Source organism: Melittangium boletus DSM 14713, assembly GCF_002305855.1.
Taxonomy (GTDB): domain Bacteria; phylum Myxococcota; class Myxococcia; order Myxococcales; family Myxococcaceae; genus Cystobacter; species Cystobacter boletus.
In genome coordinates, this window is the sequence record NZ_CP022163.1 from 4724454 (window position 1) to 4746225 (window position 21772).

General features: G+C 69.1%; 24 protein-coding genes. 12 read left to right on the forward strand and 12 right to left on the reverse strand.

Annotated elements, in window-relative coordinates; translation table 11 throughout:
- The first annotated feature begins 120 nt into the window (after positions 1-120).
- On the forward strand, positions 121-621 hold the full coding sequence (locus MEBOL_RS20035) for a hypothetical protein (protein ID WP_095978944.1): 501 nt from the start codon (positions 121-123) through the stop codon (positions 619-621).
- Positions 622-832: 211 nt separating this feature from the next.
- On the opposite strand, the gene MEBOL_RS20040 is transcribed toward MEBOL_RS20035, so the two are convergent.
- The gene (locus MEBOL_RS20040) at positions 833-1078 is read right to left on the reverse strand and encodes a hypothetical protein (protein ID WP_095978945.1); all 246 of its coding nucleotides are present in this window, start codon (positions 1076-1078) and stop codon (positions 833-835) included.
- A gap of 147 nt (positions 1079-1225) precedes the next feature.
- On the opposite strand from MEBOL_RS20040, the gene MEBOL_RS20045 reads away from it, so the two are divergent.
- Entirely contained in the window at positions 1226-2341 is a 1116-nt protein-coding gene (locus MEBOL_RS20045) for an alpha/beta hydrolase (RefSeq protein WP_095978946.1), read from the forward strand.
- An 8-nt stretch (positions 2342-2349) separates the two neighbouring features.
- On the opposite strand, the gene MEBOL_RS20050 is transcribed toward MEBOL_RS20045, so the two are convergent.
- Positions 2350-2730 (reverse strand): response regulator transcription factor, encoded by a 381-nt coding sequence (locus MEBOL_RS20050; RefSeq protein WP_095978947.1) that lies wholly within the window; start codon positions 2728-2730, stop codon positions 2350-2352.
- A complete protein-coding gene (locus MEBOL_RS20055) occupies positions 2727-4313 on the reverse strand; it encodes an ATPase domain-containing protein (RefSeq protein WP_095978948.1) in 1587 nt (528 codons plus the stop codon). The genes MEBOL_RS20050 and MEBOL_RS20055 overlap by 4 nt, the downstream gene beginning before the upstream one ends.
- Before the next feature lie 126 nt (positions 4314-4439).
- Between MEBOL_RS20055 and MEBOL_RS20060 the strand changes: the two genes are divergently transcribed.
- On the forward strand, positions 4440-4742 hold the full coding sequence (locus MEBOL_RS20060) for a hypothetical protein (RefSeq protein WP_095978949.1): 303 nt from the start codon (positions 4440-4442) through the stop codon (positions 4740-4742).
- Between the two features lie 275 nt (positions 4743-5017).
- On the forward strand, positions 5018-6202 hold the full coding sequence (locus MEBOL_RS20065) for an AgmX/PglI C-terminal domain-containing protein (RefSeq protein ID WP_281256671.1): 1185 nt from the start codon (positions 5018-5020) through the stop codon (positions 6200-6202).
- Between the two features lie 10 nt (positions 6203-6212).
- Here MEBOL_RS20065 and pdxA read toward each other — a convergent pair whose 3' ends face one another.
- Genes pdxA through MEBOL_RS20090 form a run of 5 tightly spaced genes read right to left on the reverse strand, consistent with a single transcriptional unit; the run spans position 6213 to position 11287 of the window.
- Positions 6213-7184, reverse strand: a complete 972-nt coding sequence (pdxA, locus tag MEBOL_RS20070) for a 4-hydroxythreonine-4-phosphate dehydrogenase PdxA (RefSeq protein ID WP_095978951.1) — start codon at positions 7182-7184, stop codon at positions 6213-6215.
- The gene (locus tag MEBOL_RS20075) at positions 7181-8152 is read right to left on the reverse strand and encodes a peptidylprolyl isomerase (RefSeq protein ID WP_095978952.1); all 972 of its coding nucleotides are present in this window, start codon (positions 8150-8152) and stop codon (positions 7181-7183) included. The genes pdxA and MEBOL_RS20075 overlap by 4 nt, the downstream gene beginning before the upstream one ends.
- A gap of 17 nt (positions 8153-8169) precedes the next feature.
- On the reverse strand, positions 8170-9162 hold the full coding sequence (locus tag MEBOL_RS20080; protein WP_095978953.1) for a peptidylprolyl isomerase: 993 nt from the start codon (positions 9160-9162) through the stop codon (positions 8170-8172).
- Positions 9163-9182: 20 nt separating this feature from the next.
- A complete protein-coding gene (locus MEBOL_RS20085; RefSeq protein WP_095982886.1) occupies positions 9183-10211 on the reverse strand; it encodes a peptidylprolyl isomerase in 1029 nt (342 codons plus the stop codon).
- Positions 10212-10270: 59 nt separating this feature from the next.
- Positions 10271-11287: an alpha/beta hydrolase gene (locus MEBOL_RS20090; RefSeq protein WP_095982887.1), complete on the reverse strand. Its 1017-nt coding sequence runs from the start codon at positions 11285-11287 to the stop codon at positions 10271-10273.
- A gap of 177 nt (positions 11288-11464) precedes the next feature.
- Between MEBOL_RS20090 and MEBOL_RS20095 the strand changes: the two genes are divergently transcribed.
- From MEBOL_RS20095 to MEBOL_RS20105, 3 genes are all read left to right on the forward strand, one after another.
- Positions 11465-11704, forward strand: a complete 240-nt coding sequence (locus tag MEBOL_RS20095) for a CBS domain-containing protein (RefSeq protein ID WP_245919944.1) — start codon at positions 11465-11467, stop codon at positions 11702-11704.
- 54 nt (positions 11705-11758) lie between these two features.
- Positions 11759-11992 (forward strand): GIY-YIG nuclease family protein, encoded by a 234-nt coding sequence (locus tag MEBOL_RS20100; RefSeq protein ID WP_095978955.1) that lies wholly within the window; start codon positions 11759-11761, stop codon positions 11990-11992.
- 88 nt (positions 11993-12080) lie between these two features.
- On the forward strand, positions 12081-13364 hold the full coding sequence (locus MEBOL_RS20105) for a sensor histidine kinase (RefSeq protein WP_095978956.1): 1284 nt from the start codon (positions 12081-12083) through the stop codon (positions 13362-13364).
- Positions 13365-13376: 12 nt separating this feature from the next.
- Here MEBOL_RS20105 and MEBOL_RS20110 read toward each other — a convergent pair whose 3' ends face one another.
- The gene (locus tag MEBOL_RS20110) at positions 13377-13700 is read right to left on the reverse strand and encodes a hypothetical protein (RefSeq protein ID WP_095978957.1); all 324 of its coding nucleotides are present in this window, start codon (positions 13698-13700) and stop codon (positions 13377-13379) included.
- A 74-nt stretch (positions 13701-13774) separates the two neighbouring features.
- On the opposite strand from MEBOL_RS20110, the gene MEBOL_RS20115 reads away from it, so the two are divergent.
- The gene (locus tag MEBOL_RS20115) at positions 13775-14053 is read left to right on the forward strand and encodes a hypothetical protein (RefSeq protein ID WP_095978958.1); all 279 of its coding nucleotides are present in this window, start codon (positions 13775-13777) and stop codon (positions 14051-14053) included.
- A 49-nt stretch (positions 14054-14102) separates the two neighbouring features.
- Positions 14103-14558 carry a hypothetical protein gene (locus MEBOL_RS20120; protein ID WP_095978959.1) on the forward strand — a complete coding sequence of 152 codons (456 nt, stop codon included), beginning with the start codon at positions 14103-14105 and terminating at the stop codon, positions 14556-14558.
- Positions 14559-14567: 9 nt separating this feature from the next.
- Here the strand turns inward: MEBOL_RS20120 and MEBOL_RS20125 are convergent, their stop codons facing one another.
- Both MEBOL_RS20125 and nudC read right to left on the reverse strand, forming a co-directional pair.
- The gene (locus MEBOL_RS20125; protein ID WP_095978960.1) at positions 14568-15260 is read right to left on the reverse strand and encodes a radical SAM protein; all 693 of its coding nucleotides are present in this window, start codon (positions 15258-15260) and stop codon (positions 14568-14570) included.
- A gap of 88 nt (positions 15261-15348) precedes the next feature.
- Entirely contained in the window at positions 15349-16182 is an 834-nt protein-coding gene (gene nudC, locus MEBOL_RS20130; protein WP_095982888.1) for an NAD(+) diphosphatase, read from the reverse strand.
- Positions 16183-16247: 65 nt separating this feature from the next.
- Between nudC and MEBOL_RS20135 the strand changes: the two genes are divergently transcribed.
- The 3 genes from MEBOL_RS20135 to MEBOL_RS20145 all read left to right on the forward strand — a co-directional run bounded on the left by MEBOL_RS20135 (position 16248) and on the right by MEBOL_RS20145 (position 21321).
- Entirely contained in the window at positions 16248-17618 is a 1371-nt protein-coding gene (locus MEBOL_RS20135) for a cytochrome P450 (RefSeq protein WP_095978961.1), read from the forward strand.
- Between the two features lie 88 nt (positions 17619-17706).
- Entirely contained in the window at positions 17707-19608 is a 1902-nt protein-coding gene (locus MEBOL_RS20140) for a CotH kinase family protein (RefSeq protein ID WP_170115553.1), read from the forward strand.
- Positions 19609-19662: 54 nt separating this feature from the next.
- Complete coding sequence (locus MEBOL_RS20145) at positions 19663-21321, forward strand: M14 family metallopeptidase (protein ID WP_095978963.1); 1659 nt, start codon at positions 19663-19665, stop codon at positions 21319-21321.
- 7 nt (positions 21322-21328) lie between these two features.
- On the opposite strand, the gene MEBOL_RS20150 is transcribed toward MEBOL_RS20145, so the two are convergent.
- Positions 21329-21727: a hypothetical protein gene (locus tag MEBOL_RS20150; RefSeq protein ID WP_157775280.1), complete on the reverse strand. Its 399-nt coding sequence runs from the start codon at positions 21725-21727 to the stop codon at positions 21329-21331.
- Between the last annotated feature and the right edge of the window lie 45 nt (positions 21728-21772).

Sequence of the window (21772 nt, forward strand, 5' to 3'; positions counted from 1 at the left end):
TAGCGGGGCTGGCGCGAACGGGAAGCCCCACCTGAAACGGGAACGTGATAGGCAGCCGCGCGCCGGGCCCGGGCTGTCCGTGGCATGGCGGGCGGGCCACGGGGCCCCGAGGAGATGGCGATGCTGAAGTCGGCGATGAACGAGTGGGCCTTCAAGGCGATCCAGCTGGAGACGGCGGTGCTGGCGCTGGAAGAGGTCGGTCTGCCCGGGGACATGAAGGCGCTGTGCGACAAGGCCGAGCAGGCCCTGCTCGAGGTGGTGCGCGCCTGGAACGCGAAGAAGCCCCAGGCGGATACGCGCAAGTGGAAGGTGGAGCCCGCCCAGCCCCAGGGCACGCCCCAGGACGACGAGCTCGTCGAGCTGCTGGAGCAGATGAAGGAGGATGGCGTGGAGGAGTGGACCCTCCACCGTCTCACCAGCGACAAGGGCGACACGGTGGAGACGCTCGTCACCGAGGATCGCGCGTGGATGTCCGCCGGGGGCGAGTACTACTCGGGCCAGTGGGACGAGGAGAAGCAGGAGCTCGACGTGGGCCGTGACGACGAGGAGGGCGAGCTGGGCACGGGCCTCGTCCTCAACCTGCGGGGCGAGCTCGTCTTCGAGTCGCAGCTGAAGGACTGAGTGGGCCCAGGCCGTCCGGCCCCTGGCTCCTCCCCCGCCGTGCCGCCATGCGCGCGCACGGGGGGGTGGCCATCGCGCGGGGCGCCCCTAGCTTTGAGGTGCGTGGCTGGCACGGACGAGCAGTGGGAGTCCGGTGCGCGACGGGGGTAGTACCGGTGGGTTGGAGTGGCGTCGAGGGGTGCCCGTGCCGGACGCGCTCCTTTTGATGTGACTATTCCCAGGGCTCCTCTTCCTCGGGTTCCTCGCGGGTACGCCGTTCCTCGTCCTGTCCGAATACCTCGGTGGCGGCGCGATCGTCCTGCTGGCTGGACCAGGTGGTGTGGCCCCCGGCGAAGCCCTCGAGGGGCCGCGCGCCCCGTGTCGCTTCCACTTCCAGATCGCGCGCTTCCAGGTCTCGCAGCCGGTGTCGCTCCTGATCCCGCTCCCGCTGGTGCAGCTTCTCCACTGGGTCGTTCATTGACTGACACCTCCTTGCTTCAAGAGTGGGAACGGTTTTCCCGGTCGTCATCCACGGAGGGGTGAACCCTTGTCTCCGTGCGCTCGTCCGCATGCTGGAGGGACGAGGCCCTTGCGGGTGCATGGCATTCCCTAGGAAGTTGAGGCGATGAACGTCGCTCACTCTTCTGGAAACACGGCCACGCTGCTCGTGCCGGGCTACCGCGGGAGCTTTCTCGTCACGGAGGGCCCGAAGCCCGAGCGCGCGTGGATCACCGCGGGACAGGCACTGCTCCGGGGTCATCGCTCGATCGCCCTTCCTTTTCCAGGCCGGCGCCCCGAGCCGACCTATGGGCCCCTGCGGCCGGACGGTCCCATGACCCGGGTGGGTGTGCTCTTCGCCTCGGTGGATGCCTATGGCGCCTGTATGCGGTTCGGCGCCGAGCGCTTCCCGGAGCTCGTTCCCTTTGGCTACGACTGGCGGCAGGACATCCGGAAGAGCGCGGGTGAATTGCGCGCGCGCATCGAACAACTCGTGGCGGAAGGAGGGGGCAAGCGCGAGGTCAACATCGTGGCCCACAGCATGGGCGGATTGGTGACCCTGTATTGCCTGTTGCATGGCGGCGAGGGCGGGGCTCCCTGGTCTGGCGCGAAGCACGTGCGGCGTGTGGCCATCGTGGGCACGCCATTCAATGGCAGCGCGGCCGCTTTCGATGACCTGCTCCTGGGTACCCAGACGGTGCGCAACCGGGGCCTGCTCACCCCGGAAGCCCTCTTCACCTTCCCCGCCGTGTTCCAATTGCTGCCACCGAGGAGCGACTTCCTCGTGGACGCCCGCGGCGCGCCCGTGAAATATGATGCGTTCGATCCGTCTGTCTGGAGGGAGAAGGGGTGGGGTCCCTTCCGGGATGCCTCCTTGCACGAGGACGAGTCCTACCGCGCGCAGCTCGGGCGCATGCTCCAGGCACACCGGGAAATCGACGAGGCGCTGAGGCCCAGGTCGCCGCCTCCTCCGCCCCCCTTCGAGACCCTGGTGGTGGTGGGCTCGGGCCATCCCACGCCGGATCTCTTCCAGGAGAAGAACGGGACGCTCGATGTGGAGCACCCCGTGTATGGGGATGGAGATGGCTCGGTGGTGACGTCCCGGGCGCTGCCCGTGCTGCCCATGGCCTACCGGCGCCTGGACAGCAAGTCCGAGCACGTGGCCCTCATGTCCGACAAGAAGGTGCTGGGGGCCATCGAGCGCTTCTTCCGGGGGGAGGCCGTGGGCACGGCCCCGGTGTGAGGATCAGCTCACACGGAGCTTTCCGTGTGGGTTCGCGAGGACTTCGGACGGAGCGCGGTCTCCACCGCGCCGAGCAATGCCTCCAGGGTAAAGGGTTTGCGCAGGTAGGCTTCCACGGCATGGCCGCGCAATGCCTCGCGGGAGCACGAGGTCGTGATGATCACCCGGGTGTCTGGCGAGGTGCGCCGCAGGTGTTGAAGCACGCTCACTCCGTCCACCTGGGGGAGCATCAAATCCAGGAGGACGAGCTCTGTCTGTCCTTGGGACAGCAGCTCGAGCGCATCGAGACCGTTGCGCGCGATCCGCACCGTATGGCCTTCGCTCAAGAGAATGTCCTGGAGCGAATCCGCGAGTACGTCTTCATCCTCGACGATGAGGATGTGGCTCATTCGCGTCCTCCCGGTTTTCGTCGGCGGCGTCCCGGCGCGGTCTTCTTCACCCGGGCCGGCGCTCGGGTCTTCCGGGCAGGGCGGGCGGCGGGCGTCCCCTCGGCGCTGGACGGGAGCCGGTGGCGCGGCAGGCCCGTCAGCATCCCGTCGAGCGACGCATAGGATTCCTCCGCGCGCAGGCCGTGGTTCGTGATGGAGAGCTCGCGCAGGAACGGATCGTTCTCGCTGTCGCGCATCTTCAGGACGGACAGCATGCGCCTCAGCCGGCCATTCAATTCGACGAATCGCAGGAAGATGAGGTTGTCGATGATGGCTTCCGCTCCTCGGATGGGCGAGTGCAGATCCGGTCCGAAGAGCGTGTTCGTCTGTTCCGTCACGATCATGGACACATGCTGATCCCGCATGGCGTTGATGAGCGCGGACACGAAGCGCGTGGTGCGTTCCGGATCGATGGCTTCCTTGGCGAAGGGCTCCAGGCCATCGATGAAGACTCGCCTGTAGCGGTGCTTCGCGATCAGCTCCATCAATTCCTGCACCATGGCGTCGGGCAGGGTTTCCACAGGCGCGCGGACCTCCAGGCGGATCCTCCCCCGGGCCACGTCGGAGGTGATGTCATGACCCACCTTCTTCATCTTGTGGATCAACGTCTCGCCGCTCTCCGCGAAGCCGAAATACAGACCGCGTTCACCCTGGGTGGCGCCCTCGGCGAGGAAGTGCAGGCCGAGCAGGGTCTTGCCACTGCCAGGACTGCCCAGCAGCAGGGTGGAGGAATAGGCGACCAGTCCTCCGTGGCACATGGCATCGATGCTGGGGATGCCAAAGCGCAGGCGCGTGTCCGCGTCGGGAATGACCGTGGGCGTCTTGCGATGCAACGCTTCCCAGCGCGGATAGATGCTCACCCCGTTCTCGTCGATGAGGAAGGTATGCCGGCCGGGGATGTTGTTGCTGCCCCGGAACTTGAGCACCTCCAGGCCCCGGATGGCCTTGAGCCCCAGCAGCTCCGCGCTCAGCGCCAGGATGCCATCGACCATGGAGGTCTCGATGTCCATGGACTTGTGCTCGTCCGTGCTCAACAGCAGGGTGGTGCAGTCCGTGAGCCCACCGAGCACCGACAGACCCTGGAGGAACTCGCGCAGGGCGAGGGGGCTCTCCGCGAACTCGCGCAGCAGGGTGGCGCCGTCGATGACCAGGACGCGGCTCTTCTTCTCGCGCACCGTCCGGGTGAGCAACTCCAACATGCCGTGGAGGCCCTTCTCCTTCAGTGTCGCCGTCGCGCTGAGATAGAAGACCCGGGTGCCCACGTATTCGGGCCGGAAGAACGACAGCGAGCGCAGGTGCAGCATCATGCGCGAGTGCGTCTCGGCGAGCAGTGTGACATACAAGGCGCACTCGCCCCGCTCGGCGATGGAGAAGCAGAGCTGGTTGCCCAGGGTGGTCTTCCCCGTGCCAGGAGGCCCCGACACGATGTATGTACCTCCTCGGAGCCAGCCTCCGGCGAGGATCTGATCCAGATGCGGTGTGCCACTCGACAGCCGTGGGACTTCCCTCCCGGGTGCTTCCGCCTGCGTGTCGCTCCCTCCCATTCGAAAGGCCCCTCCTTTGTCTTTGTCCACGACCCCGAGTGAAGGATGCGCATCGAGGCGATGGAGACACCGGATGCTCGACTGTCCGGACGCTCAGAGGGCTGGAGGGCGGAGGGGAGGGGGCGGATGAGCCAGGGACGAGGACGCGAGCCGTGGTTGCAGATGTGTCACCGGTGCTTGATGCGGCTGGAGCCCAAGGCGGGAGGCGTGGACCTGCCCCGGCGGGTGCGCGCCACGCTCGCGCCCCACTCCCCCAGGGGCTCCGTGGCCGTCAGCCTCACCGGGTGTCTGGGCTATTGCCCCGAGGGGCGGGTGAGTGTCCGCTGGTTGGGTGAGCCCACGGCTCCCGAGGTGGTGGGGATTGACCCGATGAAGGACGGTGTGGAGCTTGTCGCACACCTTCGCGGCTCCGAGACGGAGGAGCGCTGAAGGGGGGGTGTTTCCCGGTGCTGTTCAGTCCCGGGTTTCCTGTGCGTCAGGCCTGTAACTTTCCGCTGTCGGTACCGTCATGAAGCGGATGGAGCCCGCTCGTACCGCGAGGTGAGAGCGCTGGTGGGGGTGGCGCGCCTCGCTACGTTGACTCCACACACGCTGTTTCGGTGTCGGGACGGCAGGGGTTGGGGGGGCGCGTGGACGGTCATCAGGGTGGAGCCGAGGGAGAGTCTGTCTTTACTGGGGAAGGGAGCACGCCAGCTCTCGCGACGGTGACCTCGTATTGGTATCGCGGGCGGGACTCGCGGCCTCAGGGACCCTTGAGCATGGCGCAGCTCCGTGAGCTGTGGGCGCGGGGCGGGCTCGACCTGCACTCGCTCATCTGGTGCCAGGACTGGCCACACTGGAAGCCGCTGTGCCTCGTGCCCGAGCTGTCTGGAATGCGGGGGACGCCGGCGCCGCTGCCCCTGGCGCGTCCCCGGGGCGGGACGTTCCTGCCGCTGCCCTCGCTCATCTCGGAGGAGGAGGCCTGGCTGCGGCAGTTGCGGGAGATGAGGGCGCGGGTGCGCCAGGTGACCCTCGCCTTGCCGCGTGGCGCGTCCGAGATGCCCACCCGGAAGATGGAGGCGGTGGCCGCCCGGCGTTCCCGCCGCGGCCGGTTGTTGTTGATCGGGGCACTCGCCGGGCCCGTGTTGCTGGGCATGGGCTTGAGCGCGCTGCTGGCCCTGGGTCCCAGCTCCCCGCTGCCCTCGCGGGTGCTCTCCCTGATGCGCTCGCTGCTGCTCTGGCCCCACCCGACTCCGGCCAAGACGGAGTTCATCCTGCCTCCGGCCGCGCGTCCGCCCCGGTTCGTGCCGCGGACGAGCCTGGACGCGCCGCGGGGGGGCGGGGACGTCCGCTCCTCGGTGTGGTTCGGAGGGGACTCGGGGACGGTCGTCCTGGCGTCGGGGGGGAGCGCGCCTCGAAAAAACGCCTGCCCGGAGAACTGCAGGCCCGTGCCCAAGCCCCTCTTCTCGTCGGACGACCCCGAGTACAACGAGCTGCTCGACAAGGCGTTCGAGCGGGAGCTGGGCTTCGATCAGGAGGCCCCCCGCCCCGTGCGCGTCGAGAAGCCGAGGCCCCAGCGCACCGTGTACCTGCCGCTGGCGCCGGGCACCGTGACCCTGGAGTCCCTGTCCAAATCGGACATCGTCCAGGTGGTCAGCGCGCACCGGGATGACCTCCAGAGGTGTGTCCGGCGCTACGCCCCGAAGCGGCCGGCGCGCGCCAACAAACAGCGCGTGGTGATGCGCTGGCTCATCCGGCCGAGCGGGAGCGTCACCCGAGTGCAGGTGGAGGAGCGCACGCTGAGGGGGACGCTGTTCGCCTTCTGCTTGCAGGACAGCGTGCGCTCGTGGACCTTCCCCGAGCACCGGGTGGAAGGCCACGCGATCATCCGCTTTCCCTTCGAGTACTAGGGACGCCCGGTCAGCGCGCGCAGAGCTGGGCCGCCTTGAGCAGCGCTTCCACCATGGGCACGCTGCTCGCCTGGCCCTTGCCCGCGATGTCATAGGCGGTGCCGTGGTCCGGTGACGTGCGCGGCACGGGCAGGCCGAGCGTGACGTTCACGGTGCGCTCGAAGTCCAGCGCCTTGGCCGGGATGAGGCCCTGGTCGTGGTACATGGCCAGCACGACGTCATAGGGGAAGTCATTCACCCGGGCGAAGAGCCCATCCGCGGCCAGAGGGCCATGTGCATCCACGCGCAGCCGGCGGGCGCGGCGGATGGCGGGGGTGATGACTTCCACCTCCTCGCGGCCGAGCAGTCCGCCCTCGCCCGCGTGGGGGTTGAAGCTCAAGACGCCGATGCGCGGCGCGTGGCCCACCACGGGCACGAGGCTCCGGGACAGGAGCTGGAGTTGCGCCACCAGCCGCTCCACGGTGAGCAGGCGGGAGACTTCCACCAGGGGCACATGGTTGGTGGCGAGCGCCACGCGCACGCGCGGGCCGTCCATGAGCATGAGCACCTCGCGGCCGAACGCGTCCGCGAGCACTTCCGTGTGGCCCATGAAGGGGATGCCCGCGCGGGAGATCTGCTCCTTGGACACCGGCGCCGTGCACAGCGCGTCCACCTGGCCGGCCCGTGCCGCGGCGATGGCCGCCTGGACATAGGCGTATTGCGCCTGGCCACCCCGGCGCGTGGGGTGCCCGGGGCGCCGGTCCTTCTCCGCGAGCTCCGTCACCACGCACACCGTGGGACGGGTGGGCCGCGAGAGCGTGGCGGGGGTGGCTCGCTCCCAGGTGCCGAAGAGGGCGAAGCGCTCGAGCGCGGGCCCATCTCCGAACACCACGGGCACGAGGGCGCGGCGCACCCGGGGCAGCGCGAGCGCCGCCGCCGTCACCTCCGGGCCGATTCCCGAGACGTCTCCGAGGGAGATGCCGACGAGGGGGCGGGCGCTCAGATCTTCGTCTCCACGGAGGCCTTCTGCCGCAGCTCCTGCACGTACTGCTCGACGTACTTCTCCGTCTTCTGCAGCTTGAGCCGCGACTCCAGCTCGTTCTTCACCGTCTCGAAGGGGGCCACGTCCACCGCGCGGTGCTCCTCCACCTTGAGCACGTGCCAGCCGAACTGGGTGCGCACCGGCTCGCTCACCTCGCCATCCTTGAGCGAGAAGGCCACGCGCTCGAAGGCGGGCACCATCACGCCGCGCCGGAAGAAGCCCAGGTCTCCTCCGTCCGCGGCGCTCGGGCCCTCGCTCTTGTCCTGCGCGAGCTTCGCGAAGTCCACGCCCGGCTTGCGCGCCTCCTCGGCGAGCGCGAGCGCCTTCTTGTGCGCCGCCTCCACCTGGGCGGGCGTCGCCTTGGCGTCCACCTGCACGAGGATGTGCCGCGCGTGCACCTCGGCGTCACCCGACTCCATCTTGTTGTACTGGGTATAGGCCGCCTTGAGGTCCTCCTCGGACACCTTCACCTTGGGGCTGACCTTGAGCTGCACGAGCTTCATGCGCGACATCTGCTTGCGCAGGAAGTCCTTGTAGGCCGCCACGGTGAAGCCCTCGCCCGCGAGGAGCCGGTCGAACTGGGAGTCGTCCGTGATGTTGTTCTGCCGCTTCACGTCCGACACGGCCGCTTCCAGCTCCGAGTCCGTCACGGAGAGGCCCAGCTCCTGGATTTGTTCCTCCATCAGCTTCTCGCCGATGAGGGTGTCCAGGGCCTGCTTCATCACCCGGGCGCGCTCCTCGGTGCGCTGCTGGGCGTCGCGCGTGCCGCCGTTGATGCGCGCGAGCTCCGGCGCGGCGCGCTTCTCCACCTCGGACAGGGTGATGATGTCGCGGTTGACGACCGCGGCCACCCGGTCCACCAGCTCCGCGCGCGCCGTGGCGCCCTGCAGGAGCAGCGCCGCCACCATCGTCCCAAGCCACTTCTTCATAACGCTCCGTCTCTCTTTCAAGGCTTCGCCGCCGCGTGGGTGACGGGCCGTCCGCGGATGGCCTGCAGGATGGCCTCGTTCACCCACACCTGGGCCTTGCTCCGCAAGTCCTGTTCATATTTCGCCTGCGCCTCCGCCCGTCCCCGCGCCAGCAGCTTCGCCTCCACCTGCTCGCGCACCTCGTTGAATTCCAGCTTGCGCCCCGGCTTCTTCTCCAACACGCGGAACAGGTGGTAGCCGTACTCGGTCTCCACGACGTCGGACACCTGGCCCGGCTGGAGCGTGAAGACGACGGCGTCGAAGGCGGGCGGCATCTGTCCCCGGGGGAAGAAGCCCAGGTCCCCGCCCACCCGCGCGTCCGCGCTCAGCGAGTACTTGCGCGCCAGCTCCGCGAACTTCTTGCCCGAGCGCAGCTGCGCCTGCACCCGCCGCGCCTCGTCCATGCCCTTGACGACGATCTGCGCGGCGCGCACCCGCTCGGGGATGGTGTAGTCCGCCTCGTGCGCGGCGTAGTCGGCGCGCAGCTCCTCCTCCGTCACGCCCACGCGCGGGTACACCGTCGTGGCGAAGAGCTTCTCGATGGTGAGGCGCGAGGCCTCGTTCGCCTTGAGCTGGGCCATGGACAGCTGGCCCTCGGCGAGCACGTCGTTGAAGTTGCCCGTTGGGTAGTCGCTCGACAGCCGCAGCACGCCCCGGTCCACCTCGTCGGGCGTCACGGTGATGTTGTGCGTGCGCGCCTCCTGCAGGAGCACCATGCGCGAGATGAGCGTGTCGAGCAGGGCCCGCTTGTAGGGCTCCACTTCCTCGGGGGAGGGCTGGCCGGACTCGGTGCTCGAGGGGATGAACTCGCGCTCCAGCTCCCGCTCGAAGTCGGCGCGGCCGATGACCTCGCCATTCACGGTGGCCACCACCTGGGCGTCCGGCTCCTCCTTGTCCTTCTGGGAGCAGCCGGCGAGCCCCAGGGCGAGCACCAGGGGGGAGGCGAGGCGGCGGATGACGGCCAGGCGCATGGGGGAGCTCCTTGGGGAGATCATGGCTCCACGGGGGAAGCGGGAAAAGGGGCGGGAAGGGTGCCCGGCGGGGGACCACTCGTGGGGCGGGCCGGGGTGAGCGCGTCCACGTGCACCCGCGCGAGCGCCGCGGCGTCCACCGTGAAGTCCGAGCGGCGCGCGAGCCCGGCGAGCAACTGGTTCCAGGCGCGGGTGCGCCGCTCCTGGGCGAGGCGGCCGGAGAGCTGGGCGCGCACGTCCTCGAGCGTCAGGTTCAACGCCGCCTGGTGGCCGGTGAGCCGCACCACGTGCAGCCCCGCGTCCGTCCGCACCACGCCGCTCAGCGCTCCGAGCCCCTGGGGCACGAGCGCGCGCGCGGCCTCGGCCAGCTCGGGCCCGAAGTCCTGGGCGAGCACGTCGAGGGAGCGGAAGCGCAGGTCTCCATCCAGGGGTTGGGTGCGCGGCTCCTCGCTGTGCGCGCGCGCGAGCCGTCCAAAGGCGGCGAAGTCCCGCGCGGGCAGGGCCAGGGCCTGGAGGCGCAGCGCCTCGGCCTTCTCGAGCGCGGCGGCCACCCGGGGCGCGTCCGCCCGGGGCGCGGCGAGGAAGATGTGCGAGAGCCGCACCTGCTCCGGCCGCACGTAGTCCTCCCGCTGCCGCTCATAGGCCGCCGCCACGTCCGCCTCGGACACGGCCGGGGAGACCTCGTCGAGCTCGGCGCGCATCAGCCGCGACACCAGGGCGCGCTTGGTGCCCGCCACCACCTCGGGATCATCCTGGAGCCCGCGCGCGAGCGCCTCGCGCACCAGCAGCTCGAAGCGCGCCAGGCCCTCCACGTACTCGCGCTTCTGCTCCAGCGTCTGGTAGCGCTCGCGCAGGGCGGGGGTCATCTCCTCCAGCAGCCGGTGCAGCTCCTCCGCCGTCACCCGATCTCCCGTCCAGGAGGCCACGGGCGTGCCCCCCGGGACGCGGGTATGGCGGAAGTCCACCACGGCCTGGCCCGGGAGCGCGGGGCGCTCGCAGCCCACCAGGGCGAGCACGGCGAGGCTGGAGACGCGGAGGACGGAGGGCATGGCGGGCGCGGGTTGCGTGGGTAGCACGCCCGGAATGGGCGGACAACGGGGCGGGGGCCTCAGGCCCGGGTCGCGTGACTCGCCAGGAACGCCTCCACCAGGGGGAAGATTTCGTCCGGCGCCCGGCGTCCGAGCACCAGGTCCGCGTGGCCGTAGTCCGCGGCGAAGCCGTGCCCTTTTCCAGCCACCACCAGCTTCACCGGACCGCCCAGGTACTCCTGCGCGCGCGCCACGGCGAGCGGGGGAGCGAGCAGGTCCTTGCTTCCCGCCACGAGCAGCACGGGCAGCTTCACCCCGGCGAGCGGCGCGCGGTAGCAGGTGCCATCCACCATGCAGAAGGAGTCGGTGGAGATCCACTGGGCGAACTGACGCGCCACGCCACCGGAGATGTCCGAGGGCAGGTTGGCCAGGGCGCGGCGCACCACGTCCTGATCCATGTTCTCCTCGAGCATCATGTAGCGGGTGAGGGGCCCCGGGGGCGCGCCGAACAGGGCGATGCCGGTGATGCGGCGGGCGGGAATCGCCTTGAGCCGCAGCAGGGGCTCCACGCGCTGGACGAAGACCTTGAGGCCCGGCTGCACCGCGAAGGTGAAGGGGCTGCCCAGGGCCACCGCGGCCCGCACGGGCGCTTGCGGGTTTCGGGCCAGATGGCCGTACAGCGTGAGGCCTCCCTTGGAATGCCCCACCCAGAGCACTTCCTTGGCCCCCGTGGAGAGCACGGTGCGCAGGGCGCAGCGCACGTCGTGTTCCGCTTGATCATCGAAGGAGTTCTCGTGACACGGGCCCGCGAGCCCCCGGCCGCGCAGCTCCATCACCCACGTCTCGAAGCCGGCCCGGGCCAGGTAGCGCGCCAGGCTGTAGCGCTCGTCGAAGTCCATGTGGAAGCGGTTGACGCCCAGGCCATGGCAGAGGATGACCGGCTCGGCGTGGCGCCGTTCTCCCCTCGGGTGATAGCGCCCGAGCGCCACCGCCGCCCCATCGTCCGTGGGCACCCGGTACAGCTCATCGGGCTTGAAGGGCAGGGTGAGCAATCCGGCGCCATCGCGGCTCACCGCCCGCGAGAAGAGATCCGCCATGCGCGTCAACCTGGGACCGTTTCGATTCGTCACCCGAGGACTCTAACGCGCCCGCGCCTGGGACCGCTTTGTTCAAAATCAACTCGTCCCACAGGTCGGCAAGGTGGTTGCAGGGCATCCCACCTGTTCAAGCCGGGAGGCGCGTAGATGCGGCAAAAGCCGACTGTTGCGGAAAAGTTGTCGTCGTTCGAGGTCGCCCTGGTACCCACGGACACCCTGCTACGGGCCCTGGGAATGATGGAGCGCTACCAGCTCCCTCTCCTGCCCGTGGTGGGAGAGGCCGGCCGCCTGGTCGGCCTGCTCAGCCGGGCGCATGTGATGTCGGCGTGGGGGGTGGATCCCCTCCTGCCGGTGTCCCTGGTGATGGCGGCGTGTGAGCAGCCGCTGCGTCCGGTGCTCTGTCCGGTGCCCCGGTGAGTGCGCGGGTGCGCTATCCTCCGCCCCGCCGTGTCAGTCCCCTGGACCGTCTACATGCTGCGCTGCCGGGATGGGAGCCTCTACACCGGTGCCACCAACGACCTGGAGCGCCGCGTGGCCACCCACAACCGGGGCCGGGGCGCCGCGTACACCCGCGCGCGTCTGCCCGTGACGCTGGTGTGGAGTGAGCAGGCGGCCGATCGAGGGTCCGCTTTGCGTCGCGAAGCCGCCCTCAAACGCCTTCCCCGCGCCGAGAAATTGAGACTCGTGGAGCGGGTTCGCCCCTGACCCGGGCTGGGTTCCGCCTGACCTCCATCTATGCCAAGTTAGCCCGTAACCCCTGATTCCCCTTGGAATCAGGCGAGACGGGGTGGACATGGGACAGCCGCACCAGGACGCGACGGCGCGGGATGAGGGACGAATCCTGCGATGGGTGGCGGTGCGCTCGCTGGTGTTCTGGCTCCTGGATGTGCTGTCGGCGATGCGGTGGACGTGGGACACCTTGCTGCTGCGGGGGCTGTGGGCGGTCCTGATGGTGGGACTGGCATGGGCCATCGAGTTCCTTCCCCGCGCGCGCCGGGGTCTGGTGCGGTTCACCGCGGGCGTGCTGCTGCCCAACCTCTTCATTCCGCTCATCGCCTATCGGTTGGGCGGCACGTCCAATCCCGTGTTCGCGAGCCTGTGCATCCTGCCGATGTTCGGGATGATGCTGCCCTGGGAGCGGCCCTGGGAGGCGGTGGTCCGGGGGACGCTGCCCATGGTGGGGGCGAGTGTCGTGATGGCCCTGGATGGAGTGGCGTGGTCCCAGCGGGTGTCCTGGCTGTTGCTGCTGCTGAGTTCCGGGTCGCTCGGGGTGCTGCTCACCTACTACAACCACCAGCTGCGGCGGGCGTCGAGGCGGGCACGGGAGGAGGAGCGCGAGGCGAAGCAGGCGTTGGTGGTGTCGGAGGATCGCGCGCTGCGGGCCGAGCGGCTGGCGCAGGTGGGGCGGCTGGCGGCGGGGGTGGCGCACGAGGTGCGCAATCCCCTGGCCTATGTCCAGGCCAACCTGCGCTACCTGCTCGAGGAGTGGCGGCAGAAGACGGAGGGCGGAGACGACGCGGAGTTCTCCGCGGCCCTGAGCGAGACGATGCAGGGCGTGGATCGCATCCATCAGATCGTGAAGGACCTGACGGTGCTCTCGCGCTCGGAGGACGTGGTGGCGCCGGTGGGCCGCTGCGAGCTGACGCCGGTCATCGCCGCGAGTGTGCGCCTGGCCTCGGTGCGGCTCAAGTCGCTGGTGACGCTGGCGGTGGAGGTGCCGGGCACACCGGTGGCGCAGGCCGAGCCGCGGCGCCTGGGGCAGGTGCTGCTCAACCTGCTGCTCAACGCGGCGGACGCCATCGAGGACGCGAAGGTGCGCGATGGGCAGGTGATGTTGAGGGTGGAGGTGGCGGCCGAGCGGGTGCGGCTGCTCGTGGAGGACAACGGCCCGGGCATCCGGGACGAGCACCTGTCCAAGCTGTTCACCACGTTCTTCACCACGAAGGCGCCGGAGAAGGGCACGGGGCTGGGGCTCGCCCTGTCGCGCGAGTACGTGGAGTCCTTCGGGGGCACGCTGCACGCGGAGAACCGCTCCGAGGGCGGCGCGCGCTTCATCGTGGAGCTGCCCGCGGCGTGAGGCGGGCCCCGCTCAGACCGAGGGGCCGGGCGAGGGCGGCGTCAGGGGCGGCTGCCCGGCCCGCTGCTGCTTCTGCTTCTTCGCGCGCGACACCACGAACACGATGCCCAGCACCAGCATGATTCCCGCGCCCACCAGCGTGCCCATGAACTGGTAGTGCAGCAGTTGTTGCGTCACGCCCCGGATGACCTCGGGCAGGTTGCACATCATCTGGGTGGCCTGGAGGCGCGGGGTGTTGTCCCACTCGAGCCACTTGGGCCCCAGCCAGGACGCCGTGGCCAGGCCCAGGAAGGCACCCGCCAGGATGAAGGTGAGCAGTGTCTTCAAGGTGGCCATCGTCCGGGAACCTCGGTCAGGAGACGTGGGAGCGAGCTTTAGCACGCGGCGGCACGCGTGCTATTTGGAATCCCGTGCCGCTTCTTCCGCTCGCCGCCCTGTTCGGGGTCATCACCTTCGTGTGCTCCCTCTTCCCACTCGTCCACGCGTTCCGCCGCAGCCTGGGCACGGGGATGATGGTGCTGCTGGTGCCCTTCTACCTGCCCGTGTACGCGTTCAGTCAGTTCGAGCACTCGCGCAAGAACTTCATCCTCGCGGGCTTCTTCGGCAGCACCGCGCTCACCGCCGTGTTCCTCGGGCTGGGCGCCCATGCGCTGGAGCAGGTGATGATGCGCTCGCCTTCTGGCTTCTGAGCCCCGTCACGACGTGGAGTCCACTCCCCACTGTCCCGTGCATCAACGGATGGCGGTCGCCACCTGCGCGCGCTGCGGCACCTTCCTGTGTGGTGAGTGCACGGAGCTCATCGGAGAGACCGCCGCCTGTGCGGACTGCTTCGCCCTGCTCCATCGGCGGGGCACTCCTTCCTGGGCCCTCACGCTGGCGCTCGGCCTGCAAGGGGTGGCCCTGGTGTCCGCGCCGCTCGTGCTGCTGTTGCCCTTCCAGGTGCGGATCGACACGGGCCAGGCCACCATCGTCCTGCCCCTCCTGCGCCGCGTGCCCGTGCTCAACCTCCTGGCGTTCGGCGCGGGATGGTTCATGGCCTCGCGCGAGCTGCGGCGCCTGGAGCGCGCGGACCTGCCTTCCCGGGCGCGCACGATGGCGCGGGCCACGCGGGTGCTCGCGGTCATCAACCTCGGCTTCGTCCTGCTGCAGGGCCTGCTCGTGCTGCGGCTCCTCCTCGGGCTGTTCGGGAGATAGTCCGCGCGCTCACACCCCGCGCTCGTCCGGGTGCCAGATGTACTTGTGCATCTGCAACTGGAAGCGCACCGGCAGCCGGTCCGCGATCACCCACTCGGCCAGGTCCTTCGGGGTGAGCTTCCCGTGCACCGTGGAGAAGAGCAGCTCGTAGGGCTTGTCCAGCAGCCGGTGCTCGGCGATGAGCCGCTTGCTCCACTCGTAGTCCTCGCGGCCGCCGATGACGAACTTGAGCTCGTCGTTGGCGTTCATCGACTGGAGGTTGCGGTAGTCGTTGCGATCGCTCTCGCCCGAGGACGGCGTCTTCATGTCCACGATCTTGTGCACCGCGGGTGGCACCAGGCGCACGTCGATGGCGCCGCTCGTCTCCAGGAGTACGGTCATGCCCTCGGCGAGCAGGGCCTCCATCAGCGGATATACGCCCGGCTGCAACAGCGGCTCGCCGCCCGTCACCTCCACCCGCTGGGCGCCAAGTGCCTTCACCTCGGCCACCACGTCCGCGTTCTGGCGGCGCGCGCCGCCATGGAAGGCGAACTCGCTGTCACAGTAGGTGCAGCGCAGGTGACAGCCCGTGAGCCGCACGAAGGAGCACAGGAGCCCCGCGTGTGACGACTCGCCCTGCACGGAGAGGTAGATCTCCTTGACCACCACCGAGTCGGCGGTGGGAACACGACGGGGTTCGATGTGGGGGCGTGCGAGGGGCATGCTTTTCTTCAACCCGAGCCGGAGGGGTGACGCAAGCGCGGCACGGGGTGTGCCCCTGGACCGCCTGCCCGCCAAGGGGACGTGGCCTTCAGCCCGGAGGCGTCCGGGCCTTCACCTGGGAGAGGAAGGCGTCGATGAGCCTTCGGGCGATGCTCAGGGGCGGGGGAATGCGGGGCAGTTGGTCCACGGTGAACCAGGCGGCCTCGGCGATTTCCTGTCCGTCCACGTGGATGTCACCGCCCGCGTACTCCGCCGTGAAGCCCACCATGAGCGAGCGCCCATAGGGCCACGGCTGACTGCCGAAGTAGCGCAGGTTCTGGATGTCCACGCCCACCTCCTCCTTCACCTCCCGCATCACCGTCTGCTCCAGGGACTCGCCCACGTCCACGAAGCCGGCCAGGGTGCTGAAGAAGGCGCCCGGGAAGCGGGCGTTGCGCGCGAGCAGCATCGAGTCTCCCCGGGTGATGAGCACGATGACCGCCGGGGAGATGCGCGGGTAGAAGGGCGTGCGGCAGGCCGTGCAGCGGCGCGCCCGCTCGCCCGGAGTGATGGCCGTGGGCTGGCCACAGCGTCCGCAGAAGCGGTGCTGCAGATCCCACTCGGCGATGGCGATCGCCCGGCCTCCGAGGCCGAAGAGCACCTCGTCCACAACGGGGTAGAGATCCCGGGCGGGCATGAAGCGCATGCCGGTGGGAGGCGGGGTGTCCTTGGGCAGCGCGGTGACGTAGCAGTCCTGCTCGTCGAGCGTGCCCAGGAAGTGCGCATGCTCGGCGAGCGCGGGCAGCCGGGACGCCGTGGGAATGAGCGCCGCGCCCTCTCCCTCGGTGACGAGGAGATCGAAGCCACGCACGGCGAAGAGCAACGCCGGGTCGCGGGGACGCTCGGGCGCATCGAATCCAGGAATGAAGCGGGGTGTGCTCACGCGCGCCACCTTAGCGGGACCGGCTACTCTGGGGCGACACCGCCCCCGCGGAGACACCGTCCCCGATGACACACGACGCCGCCCGACGCATTCCGCCCGGGCCGAAGGGCCATTGGCTCCTCGGTAACCTTCCCGAGCGCAGATCCGACCCCCTCTCCCTCTTCCTTCGCGGCCGCGAGCGGTACGGCGATGTGGTCCGCTACCCGATGGGCCCCTTCCTGATGCACCAGCTCAGCCACCCGGATGACGTCAAACGGGTGTTGGTGGACAACGCGCAGAACTACCGGAAGACCGCGTTGATGCAGCGGCTGCGGCCCGTGTTGGGCGAGGGGCTGCTCCTGAGCGAGGGGGACTTCTGGAAGCGCCAGCGCCGCCTCGCCCAGCCCGCCTTCCACAAGGAGCGCCTGGCGGGCATGGCCACCGTCATCACCGGGCTCATCGAGGACGCGCTGCCGCGCTGGGACGCGCTCGCGGAGCGGGGCGAGCCCTTCGATCTCTCGGCCGAGTTGATGCGGCTCGTGCTCGCCATGACAGGCCGGGTGCTCTTCGGCGCCGACCTGAGTGACTCCGCGAGGGACGTGGCGCGCGCGGTGACCACCGTGCTGGAGGAACTCAACCATCAGGTCCTCTCCGTGCTGCCCCTGCCCGCGAGTCTGCCGCTGCCGGGCCACCGGCGCCTGCGCCGCGCCATCCAGGTGCTGGACTCCATCGTCTTCGGCATCATCGACGCACGACACCGGGGAGCGCATGCCTCGGAGGATCTGCTCGCGATGTTGATGCAGGCGCGCGACGCGGACACCGGCGAGGGCATGAGCGACCGGCAGCTGCGCGACGAGGTGATGACGCTCGTGCTCGCGGGGCACGAGACCACCGCCAACGCGCTCACCTGGACCTTCCATCTGCTCGAACAGCACCCCGAGGCCGAGGCACGGCTCGCCGAGGAGGTGACGCGCTTGCTCGGCGAGCGGACGCCCACGCTCCAGGACCTGCCTCGCCTGGGCTACACGGCGCGTGTCTTCGATGAGTCCATGCGGCTCTATCCGCCCGCCTGGCTCATCAGCCGGGTGGCGCTCAACGACGACATCCTCGGGGGCTACCCCGTGGCCCGGGGCACCATCGTCGTCATCCTCCCCTACGTCATCCACCGCCACCCGGCTTTCTGGGAACACCCCGAGCGCTTCGACCCGGATCGCTTCCTGCCCGCTCGTTCCGGCGCGCGTCCGCGCTTCGCATGGCTGCCCTTCGGGGGCGGTCAGCGCATGTGTGTGGGCAGTGGGCTCGCTCTCCTACAGGGGCACCTCGTGCTCGCCATGCTCGCGCGGCGCTATCACTTCCAGCGTGTGCCCGGCCATCCGGTCGAGCCCCAGGCACTCGTGACGCTGCGGCCCCGCCATGGGCTGCGCGTCACCGCCCGCAGGCGGTCCGCGCCGCGTTGACCCTCGGGGCGAGGGGCGGTATTCGCCAGGGATGTCACCTGTTCGTGACATGGATGGAACGATGGGTTCACACAAGGGGAGTGCACGGATGAGCGCGAAGCTGGGCGCTGTATTGCTGGCGATGATGAGCGGAGGTCTTCTTCCGGAGCAGGCGAGGGCCGAGGAGAAGCCGCGTCCGGCTCCCCAGACGGCGGAGCAGTTGTTCGCACCCACCACCGTGTGGGACGTGCACCTGACGTTCACGCCCGAGCAGTGGGCGGCCCTGGAGCCCAAGGTCGTCGGTTCGCCCGAGGAGCGGATGCGTCATTTCACCCCCGGGCGGATGCTCTCCGGGCGCATGGTGGCCGAGGGCGACCGGGACAAGTCCGGCACGTTGTCCAAGGCCGAGTTCCAGACCCTGGCGGGCAACTGGTTCAAGACGTGGGACGAGAACAAGCGGGGAGGGCTCGACGGCAAGAACCTGCGCGACGGACTCAATGACTTGTTCGAGCTGGGAGCGCTGAACCACAAGGCGGAGGAGTCGAAGGATCAGCGCAGCGACGACGTCGCCGCCGTCATGGGCATCCAGTTCGAGACCGCTCGCGCGAACCTGGAGCTCGAGGGCCAGACCTTCAAGGACGTGGCGGTCCGTTACAAGGGCAATTTCTCGTACATGCAGTCCCACGGGGACCTCAAGCGTTCACTCAAGGTGGATCTCCACGAGTTCGTGAAGGACGAGCGCCTGGGAGGTCTGCACAAGCTCAACTTCCACAGCAACGTCACCGACACGAGCTGGATGAACGAGGTGTTGTCGCACCGGCTCTACCGGGACGGGGGCGTGGTGGCGCCCCGCACCGCCTATGCCCGGGTCTCGGTCTCGGTGCCCGGCCTGCATGACCGGCGCTACGTGGGCCTCTACTCCCTCGTGGAGAACATCGACTCGGCCTTCGAGCGGATGCACTACCAGACGGACAAGGGCGCCCTCTTCAAGCCCGTGATGCCCAACCTCTTCACGGACCTGGGCGACACCTGGGCGACCTACGAGAAGGCCTACTACCCCAAGGGGAAGGTCACCGAGAAGCAGCAAGCGCGGCTCATCGCCTTCAGCAAGTTCGTGAGCCACGCGAGCGACAAGGACTTCGCCTCCAAGATCGAGCAGTACATCGACCTGGACACCTTCGCCCGCTACCTGGCGGTCTCCGTGTCCCTGACCACGCTCGACAGCCCGCTGCTCATCGGCCACAACTTCTACGTCTACCTGGATCCTCGCACCCAGAAGTTCTCCATCATCCCGTGGGATCTGGACCACTCCTTTGGCAACCTCAACATGTTCACCAACAAGGAGATGGAGACGCTGAGCATCGAGCAGCCGTGGCAGGGCGAGAAGCGCTTCCTCACGCGGCTCTTCCAGCAGCCGAAGTTCAAGAAGCTCTACCTGGCGCGTCTGAAGGAGTTGCAGCAGGGCGCCTTCAAGCCCGAGCGCGTCAAGGCCCTGGTGGACGAGACCGCGGCGGCCATCCGGCCCTCCGTGAAGGACGAATCCCCGGAGAAGCTGGCGCGCTTCGACAAGCTGGTCGCGGGTGAGTTCGTCGAGCAGTTGCCCTTGCGCACGCCGGGGATGAAGAAAGGTCAGGGCGCTCCTCCGCCTCCCAATCCCTTCATCAACGAGAAGGTGCGGCCCATCAAGCCCTTCGCGGAGGCGCGCGCGCGGTCCATCACCGCGCAGCTCAACGGCAAGGAGCAGGGGTTCGTCATCAAGCACCCCCCCATGGGCCCGGGCCTGTTCTTTGGCCACTTCATCCTCGCCGCGCTGGACACGGACAAGAGTGGCCTGGTCTCCCAGGAGGAGTTCTCCCAGGGCTTGCAGCGGTGGTACGAGGCCTCGCCCGAGGCGTCGAATGGCGCGTTGACCGCGGAGCAACTGCGCGTGGGCATCGACAAGTCCCTGATGCCCCCTCCGGGGAGCATGCCCGCGGCGCCCGCGCCCTCGGCCGAGTCCGCCGACGACTGAGCGGACGGGGAAGTGCTTGACGGTGCGGGGCCAGGGCGGCTCGGATGCTTGTTCATGACCGAGCTGCTCACCCGCGCCGAAGCCTCGAACCATACCCAGACCTCGCGGCACGCCGATGTGCTCGCCTTCGTCGATGCGCTCTGTGCCCGGACGAAACTCGCGAAGCGGGTGGACTTCGGCCAGAGCGGCGAGGGCCAGCCCCTGACCGCCCTGGTGGTGAGCGATCGCAACTGCTTCACCCCGGAGCTGGCGCGCAAGCAGAAGAAGGTCATCGTGATGGTGGAGGCCAACATCCACGCTGGCGAGGTGGAGGGCAAGGAGTCCGTGCTCGCGCTCGCGCGGGACCTCACGCTCACGAAGCTCGGCGCGAAGCTCCTCGACAAGCTGTGCCTCGTGCTGGTGCCGGACTTCAACCCCGATGGCAACGACCGCATCAGCCCGGACAACCGCAAGCTCGACCTGAAGAACCTCGAGGGCCAGGTGAATCCCGAGGGCGGCGTGGGCACGCGCTACACCGGCGAGGGCTGGAATCTCAATCGCGACAGCATGAAGCAGGAGGCGCCGGAGACGCGCGCCATCGCGAAGCTCCACCAGCAGTGGTGGCCGCACGTCTTCATCGACTGCCACACCACCGACGGCAGCATCCATGCCTTCGATCTGACCTACGACACGTCGCACTCGAACGAGCCGCTCTTCCAGGAGCTGCGGAACTTCAACCGCGTCATGCTCGAGCGCGTGGCCCAGGCGGTGTCCAAGCGTCATGGCTTCGACAGCTTCTGGTACGGCAACTACAAGGAAGAGGGCGATCCCCGCTCGGGTTGGCACACCTACCCGGCGCTTCCGCGCTTCGGCAGCCACTACCGCGGCCTGCTCGGACGCATCGACGTGTTGCTGGAGACCTACAGCTACCTGGACTTCCCGCGCCGCTGCGAGGTGATGCGCGCGTGGCTGTTGGAGCTGTTCCGCGACGCCGCGAAGAACGCCAGCGCCTACCTCGCCATCACCTCCGCCGAGGAGGCCCGCGTCATCGCGCGCGGAAAGTCACCCGATGTGTCTCAGCTCGTGGGCATCAACTACGGCGTGGCCACGCGCGACGACAAGGGCGCGCTCGTGTTCGAGTACCCGGCCCACGTGAAGCCCGGCGACGAAGCGGAACTCCTGTCCTTCGACGAGGCGAGCATCACCGCGCGCCGCTACCCCGGCAAACGCAAGAAGACCTATCGTGTTCCCCACCACCGCACGTTCATTCCCACGCAGGCGGTGAGCACGCCCTCGGGCTACCTCGTTCCGGAGTCGCTGGCCTCGCGCCTGGAGGGCCACGGCATCCGTTTCGAGCGCCTGGACGCTCCCCAGCGCTTCACCGTAGACAGCTACCGGGTGGCCCGGCGCGAGGAGACATTCAGCCCCGACGTGGCCGCCAACGTCCCCCCGCCCGGCCAGGCCGAGGTGCCCCTCAGCCAGAAGCCCAAGCCCGTGCGCTTCGAGACGGTGCTCACCGTGGCCCCGGAGCGCTCCTCGCGCGAGTTCCCCAAGGGCACGCTCCACGTCCCCACCGCCCAGCGCACGGGCACCCTGGCCGTGTACCTGCTCGAGCCCCACTCGGACGATGGTTTCTGCCGTTGGCGCTTCCTGGATGACGGCATCACCGTGGGCGAGCTGTACCCGGTCCACCGCGTGGTGGCGCCGGTGAGCGCGCCCAAGAAGGCCGAGTGACGGGTGCTCAGAGGCTCGGAAGCGGCGGCGGCTCGTCCGGCAGCCGCCTGCGCACCAACCGCATCCCCTTCTTGGGCCCCAGGTCCACGACCATGTAGCCCTGGCCCTCGATGCGCACACGCTGGCCATCGCGGGCCGTCCCCAGGGCGAGCCAGTCGTCCGCGGCCTCGCGGGTGTCGAAGGTGTGCTCCACCCGGAAGCTGATGACGGAGGCAGGGGAACGCTTGCGGTAGAACTCGCGGAACTCCTCCACTTTCTGGAGTTCATCGCGGATGTAGGCCAACGCGGCCGCGCATACCCGAAGCGCCGCGTCCTCCGGCGTTCCCCGCTCCTGCTGCTGACTCACGGACTCGACACACTGGAGCACGGCGTCCACGTCGAAACGTGAGGTATAGGTCCTGCTCATGCCCGTTCCCCGAGGGAACGAGCGTGCTCGGCCCCCCTGCCGGCC